Here is a 24,037-nt window from a genome sequence, read left to right as displayed (position 1 = left end):
AAAATACCCTCGCCCGCGGCCCTCAACAACCGTCTAAATCCAGGCGTTTGCGTTGCGATCAACGTTTCGTAGCTGCTCTATGCAGGCCTACAAAATAAAAAGAAAAACCCTACATCCATAGACTGCAATTCAGGCTTTATTTTTCCTACAAACAGCAATGGCTTCACAGGGAACCCAAGTACGTGAGGTAGTCACGCAGCTCCCGCTCAAAGGCTTCCAACGCAGGCGTGCTCTGCCTGATGCCCTGAGCATGGACTTGATCGATCAAGCTCATGCCTCGCCCCTCCAGTTCAGCCACGCCGAGAAACGCCAGGCTTCCCACCAGGCGATGCAGGCGTTCGACAGTCGAAGGGACATCCGAGGCCAGTCGGGCTTGAAACAAGGCAGCGCTGTCCTCCTGGGCTTCACAGAGCAGGCTGGCCAGCATCTGGCTCACCACTTGGGCATCTCCAAAGGTATCAATCAGCCCGGCACGGGTTGGCCAACGCGCTGACAGCCGATAAACCGGTGCAGCAACGGGCGGGCCGGGAAGCCACAGTGCCAGCACTTCACGCAGTTGATCGAAGGTCAATGGTTTGAGCAGCCAGGCGTCCATGCCTGCTTCGCGGCAACGTTGCGGATCGTCGTCTACCAAGTTGCCGGTCAAGGCAATGATCGGTACGCGTGCCGACGCATTCGCGCATTCGCGCCGTCGAATCGCCCGGCTCATGCTGTAGCCGTCCATGACGGGCATCTGGCAGTCGCTGATCACCAGATCGTAGGGGTATTCGGCGAGCGCCGCGAGGCCGTCCAGCCCATCGACGGCCAGCTGATGGCCAAGCCCCAGTTTATGCAGAAACCACCCCATCAAGGCGCGGTAGGCGGAGTGGTCTTCCACCACCAGCACCTTCAAATGCTGCCAGTGTGGTGGCAGCGCGGTCGAGGGAGTCAATTCACGGGAAAGCACTGCGCTCAACGATACGCCAGTCTCCATGGTCACCTCAGTGTTGCGATCGGTTCGCCAGCGCCCGGTTGGCGCTGGCGCAAGAGTCAGAGATGCGCCTAAGCACACTCATATGACCGTCATCGCCAGACTAAAATATCTTCATGACCACTTCTAAGACGATGCAACAACTACGAAAAACCAATTTTCCTACATGATCTCGCATCTATTCCGACATGGACCCGATTGACTTTCAGGCCCCCTCGGCATTGTCGTAAAAGTTGTATTTCTCGCGGCCCCTCCCCTCGCTACATTGCGCCCCACCCCGATCAGAGGGAACGGGCTCGCCGCACTGCGGCAGCCTCGACACAGCGCGCCAAGCCACCTTGCAACCTGCCCCTCAACGGGACTGGTAAAGGCTTGCGCACGCCTTAAACAGCCGACCTTGCACTGGAACAATCTGAACAATGAACAAGTCCCTGAATCTGGTGGGCACCGCCCTGTTACTCGCCAGCACAACATCGGCCTTCGCCGCCAGCTCCGTAGACCTGACAGTAAAGGGGTTGATCACGCCGAGCGCCTGTACCCCCAACCTGCCTGGCGCCGTCGACTTTGGGAAAATCTCCGCCAAAGACCTGAGTCAAGAGAGCCAAACCCTGCTTGAGGTCAAAACCCTGCAACTGACCGTGAGTTGTGAAGCCTCCACGCTGTTTGGCATCAACCCCGTCGACAACCGTGCAGGCTCCTCAATGCGCGCCGGTGCCTATGGCCTGGGTCTGATCAACGGAACAGAGAAGCTGGGGCGGTATTACATCACGCTGCGCAATCCCGTCACCGATATCCCCTCGATCATGCTGACGATGTTCACTGACGGGCGGTGGTCAGAGCTTTATGAGGACGATGCGGTGGAACCGAATCGATTGTTTGCCTTCGGCGATTTCAACGGTGAGAGCGGTTGGGCACCTCACCCCCTCAAGAATGCAGCCGTGGAAATCGTACTCAACACCGCTATCGCGCCAGCAAAAGACCTGACCTTGACCAATGAAGTGGCATTGGACGGCTCAGCGACACTGGAAGTGAAGTACCTGTAACCCGGTCGACGCTACGTAGACCCCTCTTGTAAAGAGCCCTTTGCCTATGAACGCTTTTGCCTCCCGACTCATGTTGACACTGTTGTTCGCGCCGCCGGTAATGGCCGCCAGCAACACCGACCTCACCGTCAAAGGCACGATCACACCCAGCGCCTGTGCGCCACTGATCTCCGGCGGCGGCACAATCGACTTCGGAAAAATGGCAGTCAAGGACCTCAACGCCGGGCAATACACCTCATTGCCCAACCAATCCATGCAATTGAGCGTGCGTTGTGAAGCACCGACGTTCTTCACCCTGACCACCGTCGACAACCGCGCCGGCTCCTCTGCCAACCACCAGTACTGGCATGGGCTGGGCCTGACCCAGGAAGGCGAAAAGCTCGGCGGCACGGTTTTCCATCTCTATGGTCCCGTGGCTGATGGTGTCGCGGTACGCACCATCACCTCACAAGACGGCGGCGTGACGTGGCTACCAACCAGCCTGCTGACGCACACCCTGCTGACCGCCGTCGCGGTGGGCAACCAACTGGTGCCGATCGCGGTGAAGGATTTCGACGCTGAAATCCGCCTGTTCACCCACATCGCCCCCGCCGATAGCCTGACGCTGACGGATGAAGTGCCCGTCGACGGGCACGCCACGGTCCAGGTCAGCTACTTGTAAGTGCCACACACAGACTCACTCGAAAGGAACTCGCCCCTATGAAAGCCCTGTTAACCACCCTCACCACCAGCCTGCTGCTGCTCGGCTCCGCCAGCACCTACGCCGCGTCTACCGTCGACCTGACCGTCAAGGGCCTGATCGTGCCTAGCGCCTGCACGCCAAACATGAGCAGTGGCGGGATCATCGACCACGGCAAGATTTCCGCAAAAGACCTGCGTCCGGACAACCCCACATTGATCGGCAGCCACGTTATGACCCTGGTGGTGGTGTGCGATGCGCCCATTCAGTTTGCCCTGCACTCCATCGATAACCGTGCAGGCTCATCCATTTCCTCTTCCGACTACGGCTTGGGCCTGATCAACGGCACCCAGAAGCTGGGCTGGTACAAGCTGATGCTGCGTAACGCCGTTGCCGACGGCGCACAGATGCAACCGATTGCCTCCTCGGATGGCGGCAACACCTGGTACAGCGAAAAGTTCTGGGACGCCGGCTTGTACATGGCGCTGGCCACCCTGGACGACGCCACCCAACCGGCCTCCATCAAGGAACTGGTGACGGAGTTGGTAGTAGACACCTCCATCGCCCGCACCGATGGCCTGGACCTGAGCAACGAGGTGACGCTCGACGGCTCGGCCACCCTGGAAGTGAAGTACCTGTAAGCCTTGGGCGCCCATGCCTGGCGGGAACAGGCAGGCATGGGCATTTCTTCCGTTTCGGCCGTTTGCACGTCGGCCAGTGGCGCAAACCGATGACTACCTACCCTCGCCTCTTGGCGACAGTCCTTTTACTGACGAACGCCACGGCGGCCTTTGCCGCGTCGTTTGTCGACATCACGGTGACCGGTCGGCTGACGCCGGACGCTTGCCACGTGACGCTGTCTGACGAGGGCACGGTCGATCACGGCAAAATCCCGGCTCACACCCTCAGTCCCAGCGAGTTCACCCTACTGCCCAGCCGGGCATTGGCGCTGAATGTGCAGTGCGCCAGGCCCATGCTATTTGCCCTGGTTGGGATCGACAACCGAGCCGAGTCCGCCTTGGGCCCCGGGCTTTACAGCCTGGGCAGAAACATCCACGCGCCCGCCGAACGCCTGGGGTCGGTGGCGCTGTCTTATCGCAACCCGTTGGGCGATGCGCAACCCATGCAAGCGCTGGCTTCCAGCGACAACGGCGAAACCTGGGCACCGCACCCCAATGCCTCCCCCAGGACCTACGTCGGTTTTGCCCCCATCGGTGATCGCCAGCCCGACTTCATCGGCCAGTTGAGCGCCCAACTGCAAATCGACACCGCCATCAACCTGGCCCAGTACCTGACCCTGAACCAGGAAGTGCCGCTCGATGGCTCCATCGTCCTGGATTTGCGCTACCTCTGACTTCTTTATGCTGCCCCTATGGGAAACCCCGTCATGACGACGACATTGTTGAAAACCGCGGCCTGCCTGGCTGCCCTGACGTTGCTGCCGGCCACTTATGCACAGGCCGATGGCATGGTCCCAGACACCTCCGTGGTGATCATTTACGAAACCGATGGCGAAGCCGCCGTATCGGTGACCAACACCGACAGCCAACTCGCCTTGCTGCACGTCACCCTGGAAGATGTTCCCGAGGACACCGAGTCGTTACTGGTGGTCACGCCGCCACTGTCGCGGGTCGAACCGTCCAAATCGCAACTGGTGCGTTTCATCCTGCAAAGCCAGCAACCGTTGCTCACCCAGCGACTCAAGCGGGCAATCTTTGAAGGCATGCCCCAGGGCCGGCCGGCCACTGAAGCCGGGCATGCACGGGTAGGCGTGACGGTGCGCCAGAACTTGCCGGTAATCATTCATCCCAAAGGCCTGGCGCGCAATCGCACACCGTGGACTCTACTGAGCTGGTCGCAGCACGGCGCCACCTTGCAGGTGCGCAACGACAGCCCGTATGTAGTGCGCCTGGCCCAGGAACTGCGCCTGCTGCCCGGTGATGGCAAGGCGATGCTGCCGCGCACCTACGTGTTGCCGGGAGAAACCCTGAGCATGCCGGCCACCGGCGGCCCGGCCAGCACCGTACGGCTGCAACCGGCCACGGTGTATGGCTTTGCGGTAGCCGCCTACGAAGCCCCTCTGACCTGACGGCATACACCAGGCGCCCGGCGCCTGCATAACGAAGTGACGGCTCGAAGACCGTCACCAGGGCGCACAGACGCCCATCACTTGAGTGCCTTTCGTGAAAACAGTATTTAGCGACCGTGACGGCGAAGCCGTGCCCGACACACCTGCCCGCATCACTCGCCCGGCCATGCTGTTGGCGTGTGTGCTCTGGCCCGCAGCACCCTGGGCCGAAGCACGACCGGGGTTTGATGCCACGACCCTGCACCAGCGGGGCATTGATCCACAATTGGCCAGCCTGTTGCTCGACGCACCGCGCTTTGCCGCAGGCCGACATGCTGTCAGCCTGCGGGTCAACGGCCAGCGCCGGGGGCGGCTGGAGGTGGGGTTTGATCAGCAGGGGGCACTGTGTTTTGACCGCGCCCTGCTGGACGCCGCCAACCTGATCGTCCCCGCAGATGACGGCCCCTGCCATGACTTTCTGGAACGCTACCCACAAAGCCTGGTGGAGCCCGACCCGGCCAGCCTGACGGTGTCGCTGGTGGTGCCGACCGAGGCGTTGCGGCCTGCGCAACAAGACGTCTCGGGCTATGAAACCGGTGGGGTTGCCGGTTTGCTCAATTACGACCTCACCGGGTTCTACAACCGCTTCGGTGACGGTGACAGCCGTTTCGGCTCGGCCAATACCGAAGTCGGCTTCAACGCCGGCGACTGGATCGTGCGCAGCCGCCAGGTACAGACCTGGCAGGACGGTCTGTCGCGCAGCACGCACCTGGAGGCCTACGCCCAGCGCACGTTCGCCAGCCACCAGGCCGTGCTGCAACTCGGGCAGATCAACCTCTACAACCCAGTGCTGTCCGGCGCGCAGATCACCGGGGTGCAGGTCCTCACCGAACAGGCCCTTCAAGAGCAGGGCCAGGGCGCGACCATCGAGGGGATCGCCAACAGCCCGGCGCAGGTCGAGGTGCGGCAGAACGGCGCGTTGATTCACTCCACAGTGGTCCCCGCCGGGCCGTTTTCCCTGACGGACGTGCGCCGTTTGAACTCGCGCTCCGACGTCGAAGTCACCGTCCGCGAAAGCAGCGGTGGCGAGCGGCGTTTCACCGTCCCGGCGGCCATGCTCGGCCTTGGTTTGCCAGCACCGGGCTATTCGGTCGCAGCAGGGCGCGTGCGCAACATCGGCAATGCCCAGGGCGATGACCCTTGGGTGGTCAGCGCAGGCTGGACCGGCGCCGTGCACCCGCAACTGTCCCTGGGCAGCGGCGTGCTGGCGTCCAGCGAATATCGCGCGGGCGGGTTGAGCCTGGGCTGGCTGCCGTGGCTGGACAGTCAAATCCAGCTGTCCAGCCAACTCGCCGATACCCAGGCACGGGACAAGGTTCGCGGGCTGCAGACCGACCTGTCATGGGCCCAGCGCCTGAATGATCAGTGGTCGTTCAGCGTGGCCAATTCCTGGCGCACGGCGGGCTATCGGGAGCTGGAAGAAGCCACCTACGAACCCGAGACCACTCAGCAACGGCGCTCGCGTTATCGCGATCAACAAAGCGCGACGTTGGGATGGTCCCACCCGTGGTTGGGCGCGTTCAGTGCGGGGGCTTCACGCTCCAGCAGCTTTGATGGCGACAGCAGCAGCCGGGGCCTGGTCTCCTGGGGCACCAGCGTGCGCGGGGTGTCGCTGTCGGCCAGCGGCGAATGGCAGATGGGCGGCCGCCAGCAACAAGACAATGCGGTGTACCTGAACATCAGCGTGCCCTTGGGCGAGAGCCGCCGGGCCCGCGGCTGGGTGCGCAACTCCGGTGGCGAACACCGCACCGGGCTGGGTTTGAGTGAGCAGATCGACGATCAACTGAGCTACCGCGTCAGTGCCGAACACGACACCCGCGATCGACAGGTGGAAACCACGCTGGGCCTCTCCGCCCTGCCGCGCTATAGCCAACTGGACTTCAGCTACAGCCGCTCCGACGCCGAGCGTTCGAGCTACCAAGGCAGCGCCCGAGGCGGTGTGGTGATGCATGGCGGCGGCGTCACATTATCGCCCTACCCAGTGCGCGACACCTTCGCCGTGGCATCGGTGGGCGACATCAGCGGCATCAAACTGAGCACCCCCAGCGGGCCAGTGTGGACCGACTGGCAAGGCCAGGCCGTGGTGCCGCAGGTCAGCGCTTACGGCCGCAGCCCGGTGGAAGTCCAGACCCGCTCGCTGCCACGCAATGCGGATATCAACAACGGCCTGGCAATGATCGCGGCCGGGCGCGGGGCCGTGGATCGGGTCGAATTTGGCGTGACCCGCACACGTCGGGTATTGCTGCACGCGCGCACCGAACAGGGCACACCCCTGCCGCGCGGGGCGTCCGTCAGTACCGCTGGCGGGGAGTTCGTAACCCTGGTCCAGGACGGCGGCCAGGTGTTCCTGCCCAATGTGCTGGAGCAACCGCAATTGTGGGTCAGCGCCCCTGGCATGACGCGTTGTGCCCTGCGCTTCGAGTTGCCGGAAAAGAGCGACCCCCAGGTGTATTTCGAAACCGCGTCCGCACGCTGCGATAAATCATGAGGACCCTCACCATGAATACCGCTTCTACCCTGTCCCGCCTGGCCATGAGCGTGATGCTGCTGATAGTCGCCAGCAACGCCCTTGCCGAGGACGAGTGCCAACTGAACCTCAATGAATCGCTGCTGGATTTCGGCCTGATGAGCCGTATCGCACAACAGGACAGCCCCCTTGAGCGCCCGTTGGGTGAGCGCCGCGTCAGCCTGAATGTGAGCTGCGCGCAGCCGACCGACATGAGCCTGTTTTATCAGGCGCTGGCGGCCACTTCGCAGCGGCTGCGGTTCACCGAGCATGGCAGCTACGCGATCCAGGCCAGCGACGCGGTGCTGGACGGCACCGCCGTGGAGCTGGGATTGATCCCCGCACTCGGCCAGCCGCCAGTGGCCCGTGGCGCGCTGCTGAACTGGCGCACAGGCCACGGCATCGCACCGGTCAACGGCGAGACGCTACTCAACGGCCAGCATTTTTCCGTGCAATTGACCTTCAGCGCCTTCGCCGACATCGCCGCCACACGGGTCACGGACGCCACCACCTGGGAAGCCTCCGGGACGTTCCATGGCCGTCATAGCGCGCGCGAAGTGAATCTGCGCGCCCACTTCGCCCCCGCCGCGTGCAAACCTCAACTGTCCAACGGTGGCCTGGTGGATTACGGCACGTTGCTGGCGAAAGATCTGAGCCCCACCCACGAAAACCCACTGCCCACCCGCACCTTGCAGTTCTCTGTCAATTGCGACGCGCCCACCCCCTTTGCCCTGCTGATGCACGACAACCGCTCCGGCACGGCCACCGGCGGCACCGATGAAACCGCCTATGGCTTGGACCTGGACAACAGCGGGAACAAGATCGGCCGCTACTACCTGAACATCGACCCGGCAGACTTCACCGCCGACGCCTACCGCACGCTCTACCGCACCGACTCCACCAGCAGCGGCCAGGCCTGGAGCACCTCCAGTGCGCGGCAGATTCCCATCGCCGCCCACAGCCTCATGGGTTTTACCGACAGCGCCGGCAACACCCGCGGCCCCATTGCCCTGCAGAACCTGGCCGGCACCGTGCGTATCAAGGCGTACCTGGCCCCCACCCAGTCCATGGACCTGCGCACGGTGGTGCACATCCATGGTTCCGGCACCCTTGAAATCATCTACCTCTAATCACTGGAATCCGCTGAATGAACAAGTACTGCCTGGTTTTTTCTTCACTGCTATTGCTGCCCTCGACCGCGCCGGCACTGGCGGCGTCGACCGTGGAGCTGATCGTCAAGGGCAGGATCACGCCCGTCGCCTGCACGCCGCTGCTGTCCGCTGGCGGCTTGATCGACTACGGCAAGATTTCCCAGCAGGACCTGAACCTCGACAGAGGCACACGACTGCCGATCAAACATCTGCAAGTCAGCATTGGCTGCAACGCGCCGAGCCGCTTTGCCTTGCGCATGCGTGACAATCGCGATGGCACTGCCACGGTCAATAGCGAGATTTACTACGGGTTGGGGCTGGACCACAGTGGCAATCGCATCGGCCTCTATTCCATGAGCTTCGACCCGCGTAGCACCCAGGCAGACAGCGCCACACCCCTGTACGGCACCGAGTCCACCACCGGTGGCCTGGCCTGGCGCACCGCCAACCTCAACCCTATCGATATCGGGGCCAACAGTTACCTGGGGTTCACCACCGCCGAAGGCAGCACCGCCGGGCCCTCGGCGATCCAGGCGTTAACCAGCACCGTCAAGGTCGAGGCGGTGATCAATGCCAAGCAGAACCTGGACCTGAGCAGCGACACCTTGCTCGACGGCTCGGCGACCCTGGAAGTGCTGTACCTCTAGACTTTCTCGCTGCTGACCTTCACATACAGCGCCCGCCCCGCCCCCAGCCCGGCAACGATGGCGCCCAGGCCGATCACCGCGAAAATCCAGCCGATGGCCGACCAGCCGCCCGTCCAGTCGTGCACCAGGCCCACCGCAAATGGGCCAATGGACGCCAGGGTGTAGCCAAAACCCTGGGCCATGCTCGACAGGTTGGCCGCCACATGGGAGTCGCGCGAACGCAGCACGATCAGGGTCAGCGCCAGGCTGAACGTACCGCCCTGGCCCAGGCCGAGCAGGATCGCCCAGCCCCAGAGGCCGTCCAGCGGTGCATACAGGCAACCGAACAAACCGCCGAGGGTCAGCAGCATCACCACTACGATCGCCAGGCGCTGGTCTTTGCCACGGGTGGCGAGCCAGGGTGCGGCGAGGGAACTGAACAATTGCATGACGATAGAGCCGGACAACGCCAACCCGGCTTCGGTGGCGCTCAGGCCACGACCGATCAGGATCGACGGCAGCCAGCCAAACACGATGTACGACAGGGACGATTGCAGGCCCATGTACAAGGTGACTTGCCAGGCCAACGGATCACGCAGCAGGCCCTTCACTCGATAGGCGACCTGGTGGGTAGCGTGTTTGCGGCCGACCTGCGGTAACCAGAACAACGCCGCCGCCAACGCCGGCAGAATCCAGAAGCCCAGGCCAATGGTCCAGCGGTCACCGAAGTAATGACTCAGCGGCACCGTGGCACCGGCGGCCAACGCCGCGCCCAGGCACAGGGCCATGGTGTAGACCCCGGTCATGGCACCGGCCTGCCTGGCGAAATCACGCTTGATCAGGCCCGGCAGCAAGACGCCGATGATGCCGATGCTCGCACCGGCGATCAGGCTGCCGGCGAACAAGCCCACTTCGCCAAAAGCGCTGCGCAGGATGATGCCGGCGGCCAGGGTCAGCAAAATCCCCAACACCACCCGCTCGGCGCCAAACCGCCGGGCCAGGATCGGCGCCGTGGGTGCGAACAGGCCGAGGCACAACACCGGCAGGGTGGTGAGCAAACCGGCCTTGGCCGCCGACAACCCCAGGCTGCTGGAGACGTCGGCGAGCAATGGCGCCACGCTCGACAGCGCCGGACGCAGGTTCAAGGCCACCAGAATCAGGCCCAGCAGCAACAACCAGGGGCGACTCACCACCGGGTGGCTGCTTTGCACCACTTCGTCGTCGGCCTCGGCGTCGATCAACAGTTCGTCCAACTCGCTCGTACGCTTGGTTTCAGGGTTCATTGATCAACTGCCGGCAAAGGGATTTGGCGCGTTCCGGGTCCTGGTGTTCCACGGCTTCGAGCAGGGCGATATGCAGGTCGAACACCGCCTGGCGACGCGGCGAAATGTTCAGGGTCTGGCGCAACTGCGCGCCGACGATGGCGGAAAAGTACTGGTACAGCTCGCTCAATGCCGGGTTGTGCGCGGCGTCCACCAGGCGTTTGTGGAACAGCAGGTCGGCGCTGATATAGGCCTCGAGGTCACCGTGGTACAGCACCGCGCTGGCCTTGAGTGCCTCATGCAAAGCGGTGAGGTCGGCTTCGGTACGGCGCACCGCCGCGAGCCCGACGGCCTCCACTTCCAGTATCTGCCGCGTCTCCTGCGCCTGCTCCAAGGTGCAGTGGGATAACGCGCGCATGGCCCCCAGCGGGTCGGTCATGGAGCGCAGATAACTGCCGTCGCCCTGGCGGATCTCGATCAACCCGGAAAACGCCAGCACGCGCATGGCCTCGCGCACGGTGTTGCGGCTGATGCCCAGTTCGGCGGCCAGCTCCGGCTCGGTGGGCAGGCGTTCGCCGATGGCCCACCGGCCTTCGCTGATACGCCAGCGCAATTGCTCAAGGGCCTGGTCCACCAGGGAGCGTTTGATCAAGGGGGCGATGTCTGTCATGGGATGCAGGCTTTCGTCCAATCATAGGATGAATTTTCCTACAGCCTATTCAGAGTTGCCTACAAAGGCAACGCACTACGGTTCTTAGGCAGCAAAAGGAGCAGTATTTTCGATTGGTAAAATTACCCTCAAAGGGTAATTATTCAGCTCAGGTGTCTTATGGAAAAGTACACACCTCATTACGATCTGGCGGTGATCAAGACGGATGTCAGGCGGCTTGGAGGCCGGGCATTTACGCTCGCAGCAAAGCAAACAGGCGCGCGGCTCGGCCTGAATATCAACGAGATGCAAGAGGTCGTTTTCGAACTACAAAACAGGATGTTGTACAAATCGATGACCACGTATGCCGATCACCGGGTGTGGCAGGACGTGTACCACATCAATTCACACGGTCTGGAGATTTACATCAAGGTCACTTACTGCACAGCCGGTAACCCTCCAGTGATCTCCTTCAAGAAGAAGAGCTCATGAACACTCAACATTGCTTCATTTGCGGTGCACCCGACGCCATGACGCGCTTCGAAAGCCGCAGCGAAACCCTCCGTGTCAACGGCATGGAACGGCGTGTCGATGACCTGTCTGGCTGGGAATGCCAACTGTGCGGCGACGGCATGCATGACCCTGACAGCTCCGACCGCTATAGCGCCGCCAGCGATGAACTGGTCCGTACCGCGCGGACAATGATCGGCAACGAGATGAAACGCATCCGTCGCAAGCTGCACCTTACGCAGAAAGAAGCCGTGCAACTGTTGTCCGGTGGCGGTCACAACGCTTTTTCACGTTATGAACGCGGTGAGCTTCTGCCACCGAAGCCACTGGTTCTATTGATGCGATTGTTGGACCGTTACCCTCACCTCCTCGCCGACGCCAGGGTATTGGCCGAAGGCGCTGACCTGCGGGGCTTCACCCATACCGCGAACACAGGGCAGGAGGCGCTCAAGGCCTCCTGAACAGACAAAAATAAACCCGGCCAAGCCGGGTTTATTTTTTCAGGCATCGATCAATGCAGGATCTGGCTCAAGAACAGCTTGGTCCGGTCATTCTGCGGGTTGTCGAAGAAGTCATTCGGCGCCGCCTGTTCGACGATCTCGCCCTTGTCCATGAAGATCACGCGGTTGGCCACGGTGCGGGCGAAGCCCATTTCGTGGGTTACGCACAACATGGTCATGCCGTCTTCGGCCAGGCCGATCATGGTGTCGAGTACTTCCTTGACCATTTCCGGGTCGAGGGCCGAGGTCGGCTCGTCGAACAGCATGATTTTCGGCTTCATGCACAGGGCACGGGCAATCGCCACGCGCTGTTGCTGGCCGCCGGACAGTTGCCCCGGAAACTTGTGAGCCTGCTCCGGGATGCGCACACGCTCCAGGTAGTGCATGGCGATTTCCTCGGCCTTGCGCTTGGGCATCTTGCGCACCCACATCGGCGCCAGCGTGCAGTTCTGCAGGATGGTCAGGTGCGGGAACAGATTGAAGTGCTGGAACACCATGCCGACTTCACGGCGGATCGCTTCGATCTGCTTGAGGTCGTTGGTCAGCTCCACGCCATCGACCACGATGCGGCCCTGCTGGTGCTCTTCCAGGCGGTTGAGGCAACGGATGGTGGTGGACTTGCCCGAACCCGACGGGCCGCACAGCACGATACGCTCGCCCTGCTTGACGTTGAGGTTGATGTCTTTCAACACATGGAACTGGCCGTACCACTTGTTGACGCCCTGCATCTGGATAATGCCTTCAGGGCTCACAGGCTGTTTGATCGCTTCGCTCATAACATCAACTCCTAACGCTTGTGGCCTGTGTCGAGCTTGTGTTCCAAATGAATGGAATAGCGCGACATACCAAAACAGAAAATCCAGAACACCAGGGCGGCAAACACATAGCCTTCGGTGGCCATACCCAACCATTTAGGGTCGGCGGCGGCTTGCTTGACGCTGTTGAGCAGGTCGAACAGGCCGATGATGATCACGAGGCTGGTGTCCTTGAACAACGCGATAAACGTGTTGACGATGCCCGGGATCACCATCTTCAGGGCTTGCGGCAGGATCACCAGGCCCATGCTGCGCCAGTAACCCAGGCCCATCGCCGCGGCCGCTTCGTACTGACCTTTGGGAATCGCCTGCAAGCCACCGCGCACCACTTCGGCCACGTAGGCCGACTGGAACAGGATCACGCCGATCAACGCCCGCAGCAGCTTGTCGATGCCCATGCCTTCGGGCAGGAACAAGGGCAGCATCACCGAGGACATGAACAGCACGGTGATCAACGGCACGCCGCGCCAGAACTCGATGAAGGTCACGCAGACCACACGAATCGCCGGCATGTTCGAGCGCCGCCCCAAGGCCAGCACAATCCCCAGCGGCAAGGCACCGGCGATGCCGACAGTGGCGATGACCAGGGTCAGCATCAGGCCGCCCCATTGGCTGGTGGCCACGTTGGTGAGCCCGAAGATCCCGCCGTGCAGCAGGAAGTAGGCGATGATCGGGTACAGCACCAGGAAGCTCAGGCCATAGACCGCCTTGCGTGGGAAACGCGAGATGAACAACGGCGCCACGCCGACGATGGCCAGCCACACGGTCAGGTCCACACGCCAGCGCAGGTCGCCGGGGTAATAGCCGTACATGAACTGCCCGAAGCGCTGTTGGATAAACACCCAGCACGCGCCTTCCTTAGTGCAGTCAGCGCGGGTGGTACCGACCCAGTTGGCATCGAGAATGGCCCACTGCAGGATCGGCGGCACCACCAGGTAGATCAGGTAGAACGCCAACAGCGTCAGCAGGGTATTGAGCCAACTGGAGAACAGGTTGGCGCGCATCCAGGCCATCGGTCCGAAGACTTTGCTCGGCGGCGGCATATCAGGTTTGAAAGTATGCGAACTCATGTGCGTTTCCTCACCGCTCGATCAGCGCAATGCGCTTGTTGTACCAGTTCATCAGCAGGGAAATGCTGATGCTGATCGCCAGGTACACGCTCATGGTGATGGCAATAACCTCGATGGCCTGGCCGGTCTGGTTGAGCACCGTGCCGGCAAACAGCGAAACCATTTCCGGGTAACCGATACCGGCGGCCAGCGACGAGTTCTTCGCCAGGTTCAGGTACTGGCTGGTCAGCGGCGGAATGATCACCCGCAGGGCTTGCGGGATGATGACCTTGCGCAGCGTCGGCCCAGGGCGCAGGCCCAGGGAGCGCGCAGCTTCGGTCTGGCCGTGGCTGACGGACTTGATGCCCGAACGCACGATCTCGGCGATAAACGCTGCCGTGTACACGGTAAGCGCCAGGGTCAGCGCCAGCAGTTCAGGGATCAGTACCCAACCGCCGACAAAGTTGAAACCTGAAAGCTTTGGTATTTCCCAGTGCAGCGGCGCGCCGAAGATCAAGGCACACAGCGCCGGGATCACGATAAACAGCGCCAGGCCCGCCCAGAACTTATGGAAGGGTACGCCGGTCGCTTCAAAACGCTTGTTGGCCCAACGCGCCATCAGCACGATGGCCACGATGGCAACCACAATACTGGCCACAAACGGCCAGAACCCGTCAGCGGCCAGCGCTGCCGGCATGTTCAGGCCACGGCTGCTGACAAAGAAGGTGTCACCGAAGTTATGGCTGTTGCGCGGTCCCGGCATGGTCAGGAACACCGCGAAGTACCAGAACAGGATCTGCAGCAGCGGCGGAATGTTGCGGAACACTTCCACATACACGGTCGCCAGCTTGTTGATCATCCAGTTCGGTGACAGGCGCGCCACGCCGATGATGAAGCCCAGCAGGGTCGCCAGGATCACCCCGATAAAGGTCACCAGCAAAGTGTTGAGCAGCCCGATCACAAAGACGCGGGCATAACTGTCCGATTCGGTGTAGTCGATCAGATGCTGCGCGATGCCGAAGCCGGCACTGCGCTCAAGAAAGTCGAAACCCGAGGTAATGCCCCGGTGCTGAAGGTTGGTCTGGGTATTGTCGAAGAGGTACCAGCCCAGCGAGACCACCGCCACAATCGTGATGATCTGGAAGAGCCACGCACGCACTTTGGGATCGCTGAAGCTGAGCTTCTGCTTTGGTGCGCCGATTTGATTTTGCATGAAGTGCCCCGGAAAGAATGGAACAGAACATCACCCGGCGGTTGGCCCACCGGGTGACAGAACCATCAGCGATCAGCGCACAGGGGGTGCGTATTGAATGCCGCCAGCGTTCCACAGCGCGTTCAGGCCACGGTCGATTTCCAGCGGGGTGCTCTTGCCCAGGTTGCGCTCGAACACTTCACCGTAGTTACCGACTTGCTTGACGATCTGTACGACCCAATCCTTCTTCACTTTCAGGTCTTTGCCGTATTCGCCGTCAGCACCGAGCAGACGCGCAACGTCCGGGTTCTTGGTGGACTTGGCTTCAGCTTCAACGTTTTTGGACGTGATGCCGGCTTCTTCAGCGTTGAGCATGGCGTAGCCCACCCAGCGCACGATGGCCAGCCACTCGTCATCGCCGTTACGCACGACCGGGCCCAGCGGTTCCTTGGAAATGGTTTCCGGCAGAACCACGTAGTCCTTCGGCGCGGCCAGCTTGCTGCGCTGGGCGAACAGTTGGGACTTGTCGGAGGTCAGTACGTCGCAACGACCGGATTCCAGCGACTTGGCGCTTTCATCGGAGGTGTCGAAGGTGATCGGGGTGTATTTGAGGTTGTTGCCACGGAAGTAGTCGGAAACGTTCAGCTCAGTGGTGGTACCGGCCTGGATGCAGATGGTTGCACCGTCCAGTTCCTTGGCACTTTTGACACCCAGCTTGTTGTTAACCAGGAAGCCGATGCCGTCGTAGTAAGTGATGAAGCCCGGGAATTTCAGGCCCATGCCCGCATCGCGGGAGCTGGTCATGGTGGTGTTGCGCGACAGGATGTCGACTTCGCCGGATTGAAGCGCGGTGAAACGCTCCTTGGCGTTCAACTGGCTGAATTTGACCTTGGTGGCGTCGCCGAAAACGGCAGCGGCCACGGCGCGGCAAACGTCAGCATCGATCCCGAGGATCTTGCCGCTGGCATCCGGTACCGAGAAGCCCGGCAAGCCGTCACTCACGCCACATTGCACAAAGCCTTTCTTCTGCACGGCGTCCAGAGTGGCGCCAGCCTGGGCGAAACCACTGACACCCAGTACAGCCGCCGCGCTAACGATGGCCAGGGTGGATTTCAATACCTTCATTCAAACCTCCAGTTGCTCTTGTTGTGTCGAAGCTCCAACCTCAGCGCACCCTTATGAGGCGATATCGACCCGTGTTGGCTTTTTTTAGGGTCAAGCGGCATGAGGCTTTCGCGGTAATTCCAGCGGCTATCCTGAAAGCGGCAGTCACTGATAGTGTTACCGTCCCAGGAAAGTTCTGACATCGACCTACACATAGCAAGGCGCGTACCAGAGTGGCGGCTGAGTCGTTTCAGCCCCTGGTCAATAGAAAAAGATTCAACCTTGCGACATTCTCTTAACAGATCAACCTGTCGCGCACCGTTCCGACGCACCCAATCGGAGCGCACGCACATATATGGAGCAGACATGACCGAACCCTTGATTCTTCAGCCCGCCAAGCCCGCAGACGCCTGCGTAATCTGGTTGCATGGCCTGGGTGCCGATCGCTACGACTTCCTGCCGGTGGCCGAGGCGCTGCAGGAAAGCTTGCTGTCCACCCGCTTTGTATTGCCCCAGGCACCGACCCGTCCGGTGACGATCAATGGTGGCTACGAGATGCCCAGTTGGTACGACATCAAGGCCATGAGCCCGGCCCGCTCGATCAGCCTGGAAGAGCTGGAAGTGTCGGCAAAAATGCTGACCGATCTGATCGAAGCACAGAAGAGAACCGGAATAGACGCTTCGCGGATTTTCCTCGCGGGCTTTTCCCAAGGTGGCGCCGTGGTATTCCACACCGCGTTCCTGAATTGGGAGGGGCCATTGGGCGGCGTCATCGCCCTCTCCACCTACGCGCCCACCTTCAGCGATGAGCTTGAATTGTCGGCCAGCCAACAACGCATTCCAACGCTATGCCTGCACGGCCAGTACGACGAGGTGGTACAGAACGCCATGGGCCGCAGCGCCTACGAGCATCTGAAAACCCGTGGTGTCACCGTGACATGGCAGGAATACCCAATGGGCCACGAAGTGTTACCCCAGGAGATACACGATATAGGGACTTGGTTGACCGCTCGCCTGGGCTGAACCCCACGTTTATGTAGCCGTATGACAGACGCACTACGCCGCGCCCGATTCTTGCATTACACTGGCCGGCGTACATTCCTTAACCAATTAATGAGATCACCGTGCTCAAAGCACTCAAGAAGATGTTCGGCAAAAGCGAGGCTGAGCCGCTCGCGCCTGTTCCCAGTGCTCCTGTCCCCACCTCCGGCAGCCGCAATGACGGTCAACAGCCAGGCCGGACTGCACCTGTCGCCCAGCCGAAGACGCCGACGGTGACACCGCCCGAACAGGCAAAACTCGAGACGCAAGCCGCACCCGCCCCCAAGCCTCGCCGGGAACGCGCGCCCAAACCGCCGGTGATCCCGTGGAAACTCGAAGACTTCGTCGTCGAGCCCCAGGAAGGCAAGACCCGCTTCCACGATTTCAAACTCGCCCCGGAACTGATGCACGCCATCCAGGACCTGGGTTTCCCGTACTGCACGCCGATCCAGGCGCAGGTCCTGGGCTTCACCCTCGCCGGCAAAGATGCCATCGGCCGTGCCCAGACCGGTACCGGCAAGACCGCCGCGTTCCTGATCTCGATCATCACCCAGCTGCTGCAAACGCCGCCGCCGAAAGAACGCTACATGGGTGAACCGCGTGCGCTGATCATCGCGCCTACCCGTGAACTGGTGGTGCAGATCGCCAAGGACGCCGCCGACCTGACCAAGTACACCGGTCTCAACGTCATGACGTTCGTCGGCGGCATGGACTTCGACAAGCAGCTCAAGCACCTCGAAGCCCGCCACTGCGACATCCTGGTGGCGACCCCCGGCCGCCTGCTGGACTTCAACCAGCGCGGCGACGTGCACCTGGACATGGTCGAAGTGATGGTGCTGGACGAAGCCGACCGCATGCTCGACATGGGTTTCATCCCACAAGTGCGTCAGATCATTCGCCAGACCCCGCCAAAGGCCGAGCGTCAGACCCTGCTGTTCTCCGCGACCTTTACCGAAGACGTGATGAACCTCGCCAAGCAGTGGACGACCGAGCCGTCGATCGTCGAGATCGAAGCGCTGAACGTCGCCAGCGAAAACGTCGAACAGCACATCTATGCCGTGGCCGGTGCCGACAAGTACAAGCTGCTCTACAACCTGGTCAACGACAACGGCTGGGAACGCGTGATGGTGTTCGCCAACCGCAAGGACGAAGTGCGCCGCATCGAAGAACGCCTGGTGCGCGATGGCGTGAATGCCGCGCAGCTGTCCGGCGATGTGCCGCAACACAAGCGCATCAAGACCCTGGAAGGCTTCCGCGAAGGCAAGATCCGCGTGCTGGTGGCCACCGACGTGGCCGGGCGCGGGATTCACATCGACGGCATCAGCCACGTGATCAACTTCACCCTGCCGGAAGTGCCGGACGACTACGTGCACCGCATCGGCCGTACCGGCCGGGCGGGGGCTGCGGGCGTGTCGATCAGCTTTGCCGGGGAGGATGACTCGTATCAGCTGCCGTCGATCGAGACGTTGCTGGGGCGCAAGATCAGTTGCGAGACACCGCCGACGCACTTGCTGCGGGCTGTAGAACGCAAACGCCCGTAAGCTGAAATGCGATAAAAAATGTGGGAGGGGGCTTGCTCCCGATGGCAGTGGCACATTCAACATCTCTGTTGACTGATCCACCGCCATCGGGAGCAAGCCCCCTCCCACATTTGGTTCTGTGTTCGGCTGGCTATTTCCAGCGATCCGCCGCAGCGTGGTCGCTGTCTCGCCCTTCCACCCAGCGCGCGCCTTCGCTGGTATTTTCCTTCTTCCAGAACGGCGCACGGGTTTTCAGGTAATCCATCACAAACGCACAGGCATCGAACGCGGCCTGGCGATGGGCACTGGCGGCGGCCACGAACACAATCGGCTCGCCGGGCTCCAGCGCACCGATACGATGCAGCACTTCGAGCTTGAGCAGCGGCCAGCGTTGCTCGGCTTCGACGGCGATCTTGGCCAAGGCTTTTTCAGTCATGCCCGGATAGTGTTCGAGGAACATGCCAGACACCTCGCGCCCCTCGTTGAAGTCGCGCACATAGCCGACAAAACTCACCACCGCGCCCACGCCCACATTCGCCGCGTGCATCGCGTTGACCTCGGCACCGGGGTCAAACGGTTCGACCTGTACACGAATGGCCATGTTCAGCCTCCGGTCACGGGCGGGAAGAACGCGACTTCATCACCGGCCTGCAACGGCTCGTCGAGAGCGCACAACTCCTGGTTGCGAGCACACATCAAGCTGGTTTCGTTGAGCACTTCAAAGCCCGGATCAGCGGCCAGCGCCTGGCGCACGGCATCGACCGTGGCGAATTCGCCTTCCATCTCAAGTGAATCCAGGCCTATTTTTTCGCTGTAACGCGCGAAAAACAGTACGTTGATGCTCATTGTCCATCCGCCTTGAAATGCCCGCTCTTACCGCCAAGCTTTTCCAGCAGGCGAATGTTTTCGATGGTCATGCCGCGATCCACGGCCTTGCACATGTCGTAGATCGTCAGCGCCGCGACGCTGGCCGCCGTCAACGCTTCCATCTCTACGCCGGTCTGCCCGGACAGCTTGCAGCGCGCGACGATGTGCACCGAGTCTGCGCCATCGGCACTCAGTTCGACCTTGACACCGGTCAACATCAGCGGGTGACACAGGGGGATCAAATCACTGGTTTTTTTCGCCGCCTGGATCCCGGCGATGCGGGCCACGGCAAACACGTCGCCCTTGGGATGGGCGCCGTCGACAATCATTTGCAGGGTCTCGGGCAGCATGCGCACCCGCGCTTCGGCCACCGCCTCCCGGAACGTCACGGACTTGTCGGTGACGTCGACCATATGGGCGCGACCTTGGGAATCGAGATGAGTTAGCACGAGGCCTCCTTGAGGCAGCAAAAAAGCTACAAGCTGCAAGCGGCAAGTGAAAAGCTCACAGGACGCACTTGCAGCTTGTAGCTTAAAGCTTGCTACTCAGAGATGCGACTCTGCGTATTCAGCCAGAATCGAGCGAGGCACCCCTTGCAGCGCGATATGCACGCCGTTCGGGAAGTCCTTGAAGCGTTCCGTCAGGTAGGTCAGCCCGGAGCTGGTCGCGGACAGGTAAGGAGTGTCGATCTGTGCCAGGTTACCCAGGCACACCACTTTGGAACCGGCGCCGGCACGGGTGATGATGGTTTTCATCTGGTGCGGGGTCAGGTTCTGGCATTCATCGATCAAAATCAGGCTCTGCTGGAAGCTGCGACCTCGGATGTAGTTGAGGGATTTGAACTGCAACGGCACTTTGCTGAGGATGTAGTCGACGCTGCCATGGGTGTTTTCGTCATCCATGTGCAAGGCTTCGAGGTTGTCGGTGATCGCCCCCAGCCACGGCTCCATTTTTTCCGCCTCGGTACCGGGCAAAAAGCCGATTTCCTGGTCCAGGCCCTGCACGGAGCGGGTGGCGATGATGCGGCGATAGCGCTTGGTCACCATGGTCTGCTCGATGGCGGCAGCCAGGGCAAGGATGGTTTTACCGGAACCGGCAGCGCCCGTCAGGTTGACCAGGTGGATGTCCGGGTCGAGCAGCGCATACAGCGCCAGGCTCTGGTAGATGTCACGCGGTTTCAGGCCCCAGGCTTCCTGGTGCAACAGGGGTTCCTGATGCAGGTCGAGGATCAGCAGCTTGTCGACCTGGATCTCTTTGATCCAGCCCACGAAGCCCTGTTCGTCGACGATAAATTCATTGATATGCACGGCCGGCAGATTGTCGATCAGTTGTACCTGGTGCCAGGTACGGCCATGGTCCTGACGGGTTTCGACCTTGCTGACACGGTCCCAGAACGAGCCGGTCATCATGTGATAACCACGGGACAGCATCGACACGTCGTCGACCAGTTGGTCGGTACTGTAGTCCTCGGCAGCGATCCCACACGCTCGTGCCTTGAGGCGCATATTGATGTCTTTGGTCACCAGCACCACGCGCAGGTCCTTGTCGCGAGCGTGCAGGTCGATCAATTGGTTGATGATTTTGTTGTCGTTCAGGTTTTCGGGCAGCAGGCTGTTGGGCTCGCTGCGCTTGCTCATCAGGATCGACAGCAAGCCCTTGGGCCCGCTTTTGCCGCGCTGGATCGGCACGCCGACCTCAACGTCCTCGGGTGACGCTTCGCCCAGGGTCTTGTCGATCAGGCGGATGGCCTGGCGGCATTCGGCAGCCACGCTGTGGTGCCCGCTTTTGAGTTTGTCGAGCTCCTCAAGCACGATCATCGGGATGGCGACGTGGTGTTCTTCGAAGTTAAGCAGTGCGTTTGGATCGTGGATCAGTACATTGGTATCAAGCACATAAAGGATTGGCTGGTCGGAAGAAGGGTTACGTCCATGATCATCCATACTCGGTCACCTTTGTGGGAGCCAGTCGACGCAATACCACAACAGTGCTGCGCCTCGATTCGACCACCGACTGCACCTGAGTGACGTCAAGCGCAGTGCCCACATGAGGAGTCTTGGAAGACGCCACCTGTGTTGCAGGTTTCGGCGATCTGACTTCGTAATACCGCAAAACCCATGACAGGAAAAAGTACTTTGACGCTTTTTTGAAGTTTATTTTTCAGGATGACGAATAGCACTAGCCGAGTGCCCCATGCACCGTTAAAGTCGGAAGTCCGCCTGCATCGAAATGTCGCACAAAATCAGCGTAAAAATGCCTCGCACCCAACAGGGCCGGGCACTTCATCCTTTTAACGAAACGCCTCCCGGCAGTCCTGCCAACCCAGCCCACTCTGCGCCGTTGCCTGCAGCAACCTCGGCAGTGCTACCCGCGCCTTGTCCTGGGTGTCGTGAAACACAATCACGCCTTTGCGCCACAACAGCATCAACGTCAGCACCCGTTGCGCCGACTCATCGGCCTTGAGCTTGCCCGGCTCGTCCTGGGAATCGATGTCCCATAACGCCACCTGCAAGCCCTGGGACTGGAAGAACCCCTGGCTGTCCGCGCGCCGCTGTCCGTAAGGCGGGCGGAACAGCGGCACGTAGTTTTCCGGCATAAGGTTCTGCACCAACTGCGCGCTGCGGGTGATGGAGCCTTGCCAGTCCACCCAATGGCTGTGGGAACGGTATTGCCAGCCCTGGGTGCCGACGCACTGGCCTTGGTACAACGCCTCCACCTGCGCGGCGGAACTGCGCTCCACGCGGTTTTGCAGGCTGCTGCCGAGGACAAAGAAGGTGGCGTTCATCTTCTGCTTGCGCAGGTAGTCGGCGAGCCAGTCGGTATTGCCGCTGACCGGTGCCGGACCGCCGTCGAAGGTCAGCAGGAACAGGCGGTCGTTGAACTCGTCGCCGTTGCGTTCATGGTCGCCAAAGCGCGCGACTTCGCTGCTGATCTGCGGAAACAGCGCGGCCTTGCGCAGCAGTTCGTCCAGATAACGCTCATGGAAGGCATGGCTGGGTGCAGCCCAGCCTATATAGAAAGAGTCTTCGCTGATCGCCAGCTTGCCGGCCTGCTCCCGCAGGTCGTCCATGCTCTCTACCAGGTAGCAGAACGAGGCGTCGACTTCGCAGCTCTGCTGGGCGAACGTGTAGTTCTCCAGCAGGCGCTGCCACAGCTCGCGGCGCAGGTCGTCCATGGCCGCCCGGTTGATGATCTTCAAGCCCAGGCGCTGCTTGAGTGCGGTTTCATCCTGGGATTCACTGGCCAGCAGGCTGTGGGCGAACATCAGGATTTCCGCACGCGAGGCCACATCGAACAGCGCCGGGCTGCTGAGTTTTTCCGGCCAGGTGCCACGGTCCAGGCTGGCTACATCCACCGGCGCCGCCTGGGCATTCAGGCACAGCAGGCACGCCGACAACAAAAGCGCTATTCGCACACAGGGTCTCCCTCTCCAGAGTCACCGGCCATCATAGCGGATCGCGTCTATCGCCATCATAGGTGGAGTCAAATCGCCCCAGCCCCTAGAATCCCCGCACGATTTACAGGAGACGACTTCATGCTGATGGTGATTTCCCCCGCCAAGACCCTCGATTTCGAGACCCCAGCGGTGACTCAGCGCTTTACCCAGCCACAGTACCTGGACCATTCCCAGGCGCTGATCGAGCAACTGCGCGAACTGAGCCCGGCGCAGATCAGCGAATTGATGCACGTGTCCGACAAGATCGGTGGCCTCAATGCCGCCCGCTTCGGCAGCTGGAACCCGGCCTTCACCCCGGAGAATGCCAAGCAGGCCTTGCTGGCGTTCAAGGGCGACGTGTACACCGGCCTGAACGCCGAGACCTTCAGCGATGCCGACTTCAGCTACGCCCAGGACCACCTGCGCATGCTCTCGGGCCTGTACGGCCTGCTGCGCCCCCTGGACCTGATGATGCCGTATCGCCTGGAGATGGGTACCAAACTCGCCAACGCCCGTGGCAAGGACCTGTACGCCTTCTGGGGCACGCGCATCAGTGAGTGGCTGAACGAAGCCCTGGCCGAACAAGGCGACGACGTACTGCTCAACCTGGCCTCCAACGAGTACTTCTCGGCGGTCAAGCGCACAGCCCTGAACGCGCGGATCATCAACACCGAGTTCAAGGACCTGAAGAACGGCCAGTACAAGATCATCAGCTTTTACGCGAAAAAGGCCCGGGGCATGATGAGCCGCTTCGTGATCGAAGAGCGCATCAACGATCCGACCAGGCTCAAGCAGTTCGATGTGCAGGGTTACCGCTTCAATGCGGAGCAGTCCAAGCCGGACAATCTGGTGTTCCTGCGCGATCGTGCACCGGAATAAGGCCGTACCCGCCTCTTTCAGACAATGAAATCCAAATGTGAGAGGGGGCTTGCCCCCGATTGCGGTGGTTCAGTCACGAATCTATCGACTGATGCACTGCCATCGGGGGCAAG

25 protein-coding genes are annotated in these 24,037 nt (G+C 61.2%); 13 read left to right on the top strand and 12 right to left on the bottom strand.

Annotation, left to right across the window (positions count from 1 at the left end):
* Nucleotides 1-163 precede the first annotated feature (163 nt).
* Complete coding sequence (locus F6S08_RS06035) at nt 164-973, bottom strand: response regulator (RefSeq protein WP_065924213.1); 810 nt, start codon at nt 971-973, stop codon at nt 164-166.
* A 416-nt stretch (nt 974-1,389) separates the two neighbouring features.
* On the opposite strand from F6S08_RS06035, the gene F6S08_RS06030 reads away from it, so the two are divergent.
* The 8 genes from F6S08_RS06030 (at nt 1,390) to F6S08_RS05995 (ending at nt 9,124) form a co-directional block, all read left to right on the top strand.
* The gene (locus F6S08_RS06030) at nt 1,390-2,013 is read left to right on the top strand and encodes a DUF1120 domain-containing protein (RefSeq protein WP_065924214.1); all 624 of its coding nucleotides are present in this window, start codon (nt 1,390-1,392) and stop codon (nt 2,011-2,013) included.
* 46 nt (nt 2,014-2,059) lie between these two features.
* Nucleotides 2,060-2,674, top strand: a complete 615-nt coding sequence (locus tag F6S08_RS06025; RefSeq protein WP_137211531.1) for a DUF1120 domain-containing protein — start codon at nt 2,060-2,062, stop codon at nt 2,672-2,674.
* A 38-nt stretch (nt 2,675-2,712) separates the two neighbouring features.
* A complete protein-coding gene (locus F6S08_RS06020) occupies nt 2,713-3,333 on the top strand; it encodes a DUF1120 domain-containing protein (RefSeq protein ID WP_315871385.1) in 621 nt (206 codons plus the stop codon).
* An 89-nt stretch (nt 3,334-3,422) separates the two neighbouring features.
* Nucleotides 3,423-4,046 carry a DUF1120 domain-containing protein gene (locus F6S08_RS06015; RefSeq protein ID WP_065924217.1) on the top strand — a complete coding sequence of 208 codons (624 nt, stop codon included), beginning with the start codon at nt 3,423-3,425 and terminating at the stop codon, nt 4,044-4,046.
* Between the two features lie 33 nt (nt 4,047-4,079).
* A complete protein-coding gene (locus tag F6S08_RS06010) occupies nt 4,080-4,781 on the top strand; it encodes a fimbria/pilus chaperone family protein (protein ID WP_065924218.1) in 702 nt (233 codons plus the stop codon).
* Nucleotides 4,782-4,875: 94 nt separating this feature from the next.
* The gene (locus tag F6S08_RS06005; protein WP_315871384.1) at nt 4,876-7,308 is read left to right on the top strand and encodes a fimbria/pilus outer membrane usher protein; all 2,433 of its coding nucleotides are present in this window, start codon (nt 4,876-4,878) and stop codon (nt 7,306-7,308) included.
* An 11-nt stretch (nt 7,309-7,319) separates the two neighbouring features.
* Nucleotides 7,320-8,456, top strand: coding sequence for a DUF1120 domain-containing protein (locus F6S08_RS06000; RefSeq protein ID WP_315871383.1), 1,137 nt, complete (start codon nt 7,320-7,322; stop codon nt 8,454-8,456).
* Nucleotides 8,457-8,473: 17 nt separating this feature from the next.
* A complete protein-coding gene (locus tag F6S08_RS05995) occupies nt 8,474-9,124 on the top strand; it encodes a DUF1120 domain-containing protein (RefSeq protein ID WP_315871382.1) in 651 nt (216 codons plus the stop codon).
* Here the strand turns inward: F6S08_RS05995 and F6S08_RS05990 are convergent.
* Both F6S08_RS05990 and F6S08_RS05985 read right to left on the bottom strand, forming a co-directional pair.
* Nucleotides 9,121-10,386 (bottom strand): CynX/NimT family MFS transporter, encoded by a 1,266-nt coding sequence (locus F6S08_RS05990; protein ID WP_315871381.1) that lies wholly within the window; start codon nt 10,384-10,386, stop codon nt 9,121-9,123. The genes F6S08_RS05995 and F6S08_RS05990 overlap by 4 nt on opposite strands.
* Nucleotides 10,376-11,035 carry a FadR/GntR family transcriptional regulator gene (locus tag F6S08_RS05985; protein WP_027604711.1) on the bottom strand — a complete coding sequence of 220 codons (660 nt, stop codon included), beginning with the start codon at nt 11,033-11,035 and terminating at the stop codon, nt 10,376-10,378. The genes F6S08_RS05990 and F6S08_RS05985 overlap by 11 nt, the downstream gene beginning before the upstream one ends.
* Nucleotides 11,036-11,194: 159 nt before the next feature.
* Between F6S08_RS05985 and F6S08_RS05980 the strand changes: the two genes are divergently transcribed.
* Together F6S08_RS05980 and F6S08_RS05975 are read left to right on the top strand one after the other, a co-directional pair.
* On the top strand, nt 11,195-11,506 hold the full coding sequence (locus F6S08_RS05980) for a type II toxin-antitoxin system MqsR family toxin (RefSeq protein ID WP_074843969.1): 312 nt from the start codon (nt 11,195-11,197) through the stop codon (nt 11,504-11,506).
* Nucleotides 11,503-11,985: a type II toxin-antitoxin system MqsA family antitoxin gene (locus tag F6S08_RS05975; RefSeq protein ID WP_065924223.1), complete on the top strand. Its 483-nt coding sequence runs from the start codon at nt 11,503-11,505 to the stop codon at nt 11,983-11,985. Before F6S08_RS05980 ends, F6S08_RS05975 begins: the two co-directional genes overlap by 4 nt.
* A 50-nt stretch (nt 11,986-12,035) precedes the next feature.
* On the opposite strand, the gene F6S08_RS05970 is transcribed toward F6S08_RS05975, so the two are convergent.
* The 4 genes from F6S08_RS05970 to F6S08_RS05955 form a co-directional block, all read right to left on the bottom strand.
* Nucleotides 12,036-12,800, bottom strand: a complete 765-nt coding sequence (locus F6S08_RS05970) for an amino acid ABC transporter ATP-binding protein (RefSeq protein ID WP_003171943.1) — start codon at nt 12,798-12,800, stop codon at nt 12,036-12,038.
* An 11-nt stretch (nt 12,801-12,811) separates the two neighbouring features.
* Nucleotides 12,812-13,909, bottom strand: coding sequence for an amino acid ABC transporter permease (locus tag F6S08_RS05965; protein WP_027604714.1), 1,098 nt, complete (start codon nt 13,907-13,909; stop codon nt 12,812-12,814).
* Between the two features lie 10 nt (nt 13,910-13,919).
* Nucleotides 13,920-15,101, bottom strand: coding sequence for an amino acid ABC transporter permease (locus tag F6S08_RS05960; protein ID WP_065948981.1), 1,182 nt, complete (start codon nt 15,099-15,101; stop codon nt 13,920-13,922).
* 72 nt (nt 15,102-15,173) lie between these two features.
* Nucleotides 15,174-16,205, bottom strand: coding sequence for an amino acid ABC transporter substrate-binding protein (locus tag F6S08_RS05955; RefSeq protein ID WP_065875000.1), 1,032 nt, complete (start codon nt 16,203-16,205; stop codon nt 15,174-15,176).
* Between the two features lie 345 nt (nt 16,206-16,550).
* Here F6S08_RS05955 and F6S08_RS05950 point away from each other — a divergent pair, with 345 nt between their 5' ends.
* Nucleotides 16,551-17,207: an alpha/beta hydrolase gene (locus F6S08_RS05950; RefSeq protein WP_027604717.1), complete on the top strand. Its 657-nt coding sequence runs from the start codon at nt 16,551-16,553 to the stop codon at nt 17,205-17,207.
* A 95-nt stretch (nt 17,208-17,302) separates the two neighbouring features.
* Entirely contained in the window at nt 17,303-18,766 is a 1,464-nt protein-coding gene (rhlB, locus tag F6S08_RS05945; protein WP_074843967.1) for an ATP-dependent RNA helicase RhlB, read from the top strand.
* Between the two features lie 130 nt (nt 18,767-18,896).
* Here the strand turns inward: rhlB and moaE are convergent, their stop codons facing one another.
* From moaE to F6S08_RS05920, 5 genes are all read right to left on the bottom strand, one after another.
* The gene (gene moaE / locus F6S08_RS05940; RefSeq protein ID WP_065924226.1) at nt 18,897-19,346 is read right to left on the bottom strand and encodes a molybdopterin synthase catalytic subunit MoaE; all 450 of its coding nucleotides are present in this window, start codon (nt 19,344-19,346) and stop codon (nt 18,897-18,899) included.
* A gap of 2 nt (nt 19,347-19,348) precedes the next feature.
* Complete coding sequence (moaD, locus tag F6S08_RS05935; RefSeq protein ID WP_027604720.1) at nt 19,349-19,591, bottom strand: molybdopterin converting factor subunit 1; 243 nt, start codon at nt 19,589-19,591, stop codon at nt 19,349-19,351.
* Nucleotides 19,588-20,061 carry a cyclic pyranopterin monophosphate synthase MoaC gene (gene moaC / locus F6S08_RS05930; RefSeq protein ID WP_027604721.1) on the bottom strand — a complete coding sequence of 158 codons (474 nt, stop codon included), beginning with the start codon at nt 20,059-20,061 and terminating at the stop codon, nt 19,588-19,590. The genes moaD and moaC overlap by 4 nt, the downstream gene beginning before the upstream one ends.
* 96 nt (nt 20,062-20,157) lie before the next feature.
* Nucleotides 20,158-21,552 carry a PhoH family protein gene (locus F6S08_RS05925; RefSeq protein WP_005785025.1) on the bottom strand — a complete coding sequence of 465 codons (1,395 nt, stop codon included), beginning with the start codon at nt 21,550-21,552 and terminating at the stop codon, nt 20,158-20,160.
* A gap of 347 nt (nt 21,553-21,899) precedes the next feature.
* Nucleotides 21,900-23,024: a polysaccharide deacetylase family protein gene (locus F6S08_RS05920; RefSeq protein WP_315871380.1), complete on the bottom strand. Its 1,125-nt coding sequence runs from the start codon at nt 23,022-23,024 to the stop codon at nt 21,900-21,902.
* A 120-nt stretch (nt 23,025-23,144) separates the two neighbouring features.
* Here F6S08_RS05920 and yaaA point away from each other — a divergent pair, with 120 nt between their 5' ends.
* Nucleotides 23,145-23,924: a peroxide stress protein YaaA gene (yaaA, locus tag F6S08_RS05915; RefSeq protein ID WP_065924228.1), complete on the top strand. Its 780-nt coding sequence runs from the start codon at nt 23,145-23,147 to the stop codon at nt 23,922-23,924.
* Nucleotides 23,925-24,037 lie beyond the last annotated feature (113 nt).

Origin of the sequence: Pseudomonas sp. JV449 (genome assembly GCF_032424295.1) — a bacterium.
Taxonomy (GTDB): Bacteria; Pseudomonadota; Gammaproteobacteria; order Pseudomonadales; family Pseudomonadaceae; genus Aquipseudomonas; species Aquipseudomonas marginalis.
This window is presented reverse-complemented; position numbering and strand designations above follow the sequence as displayed.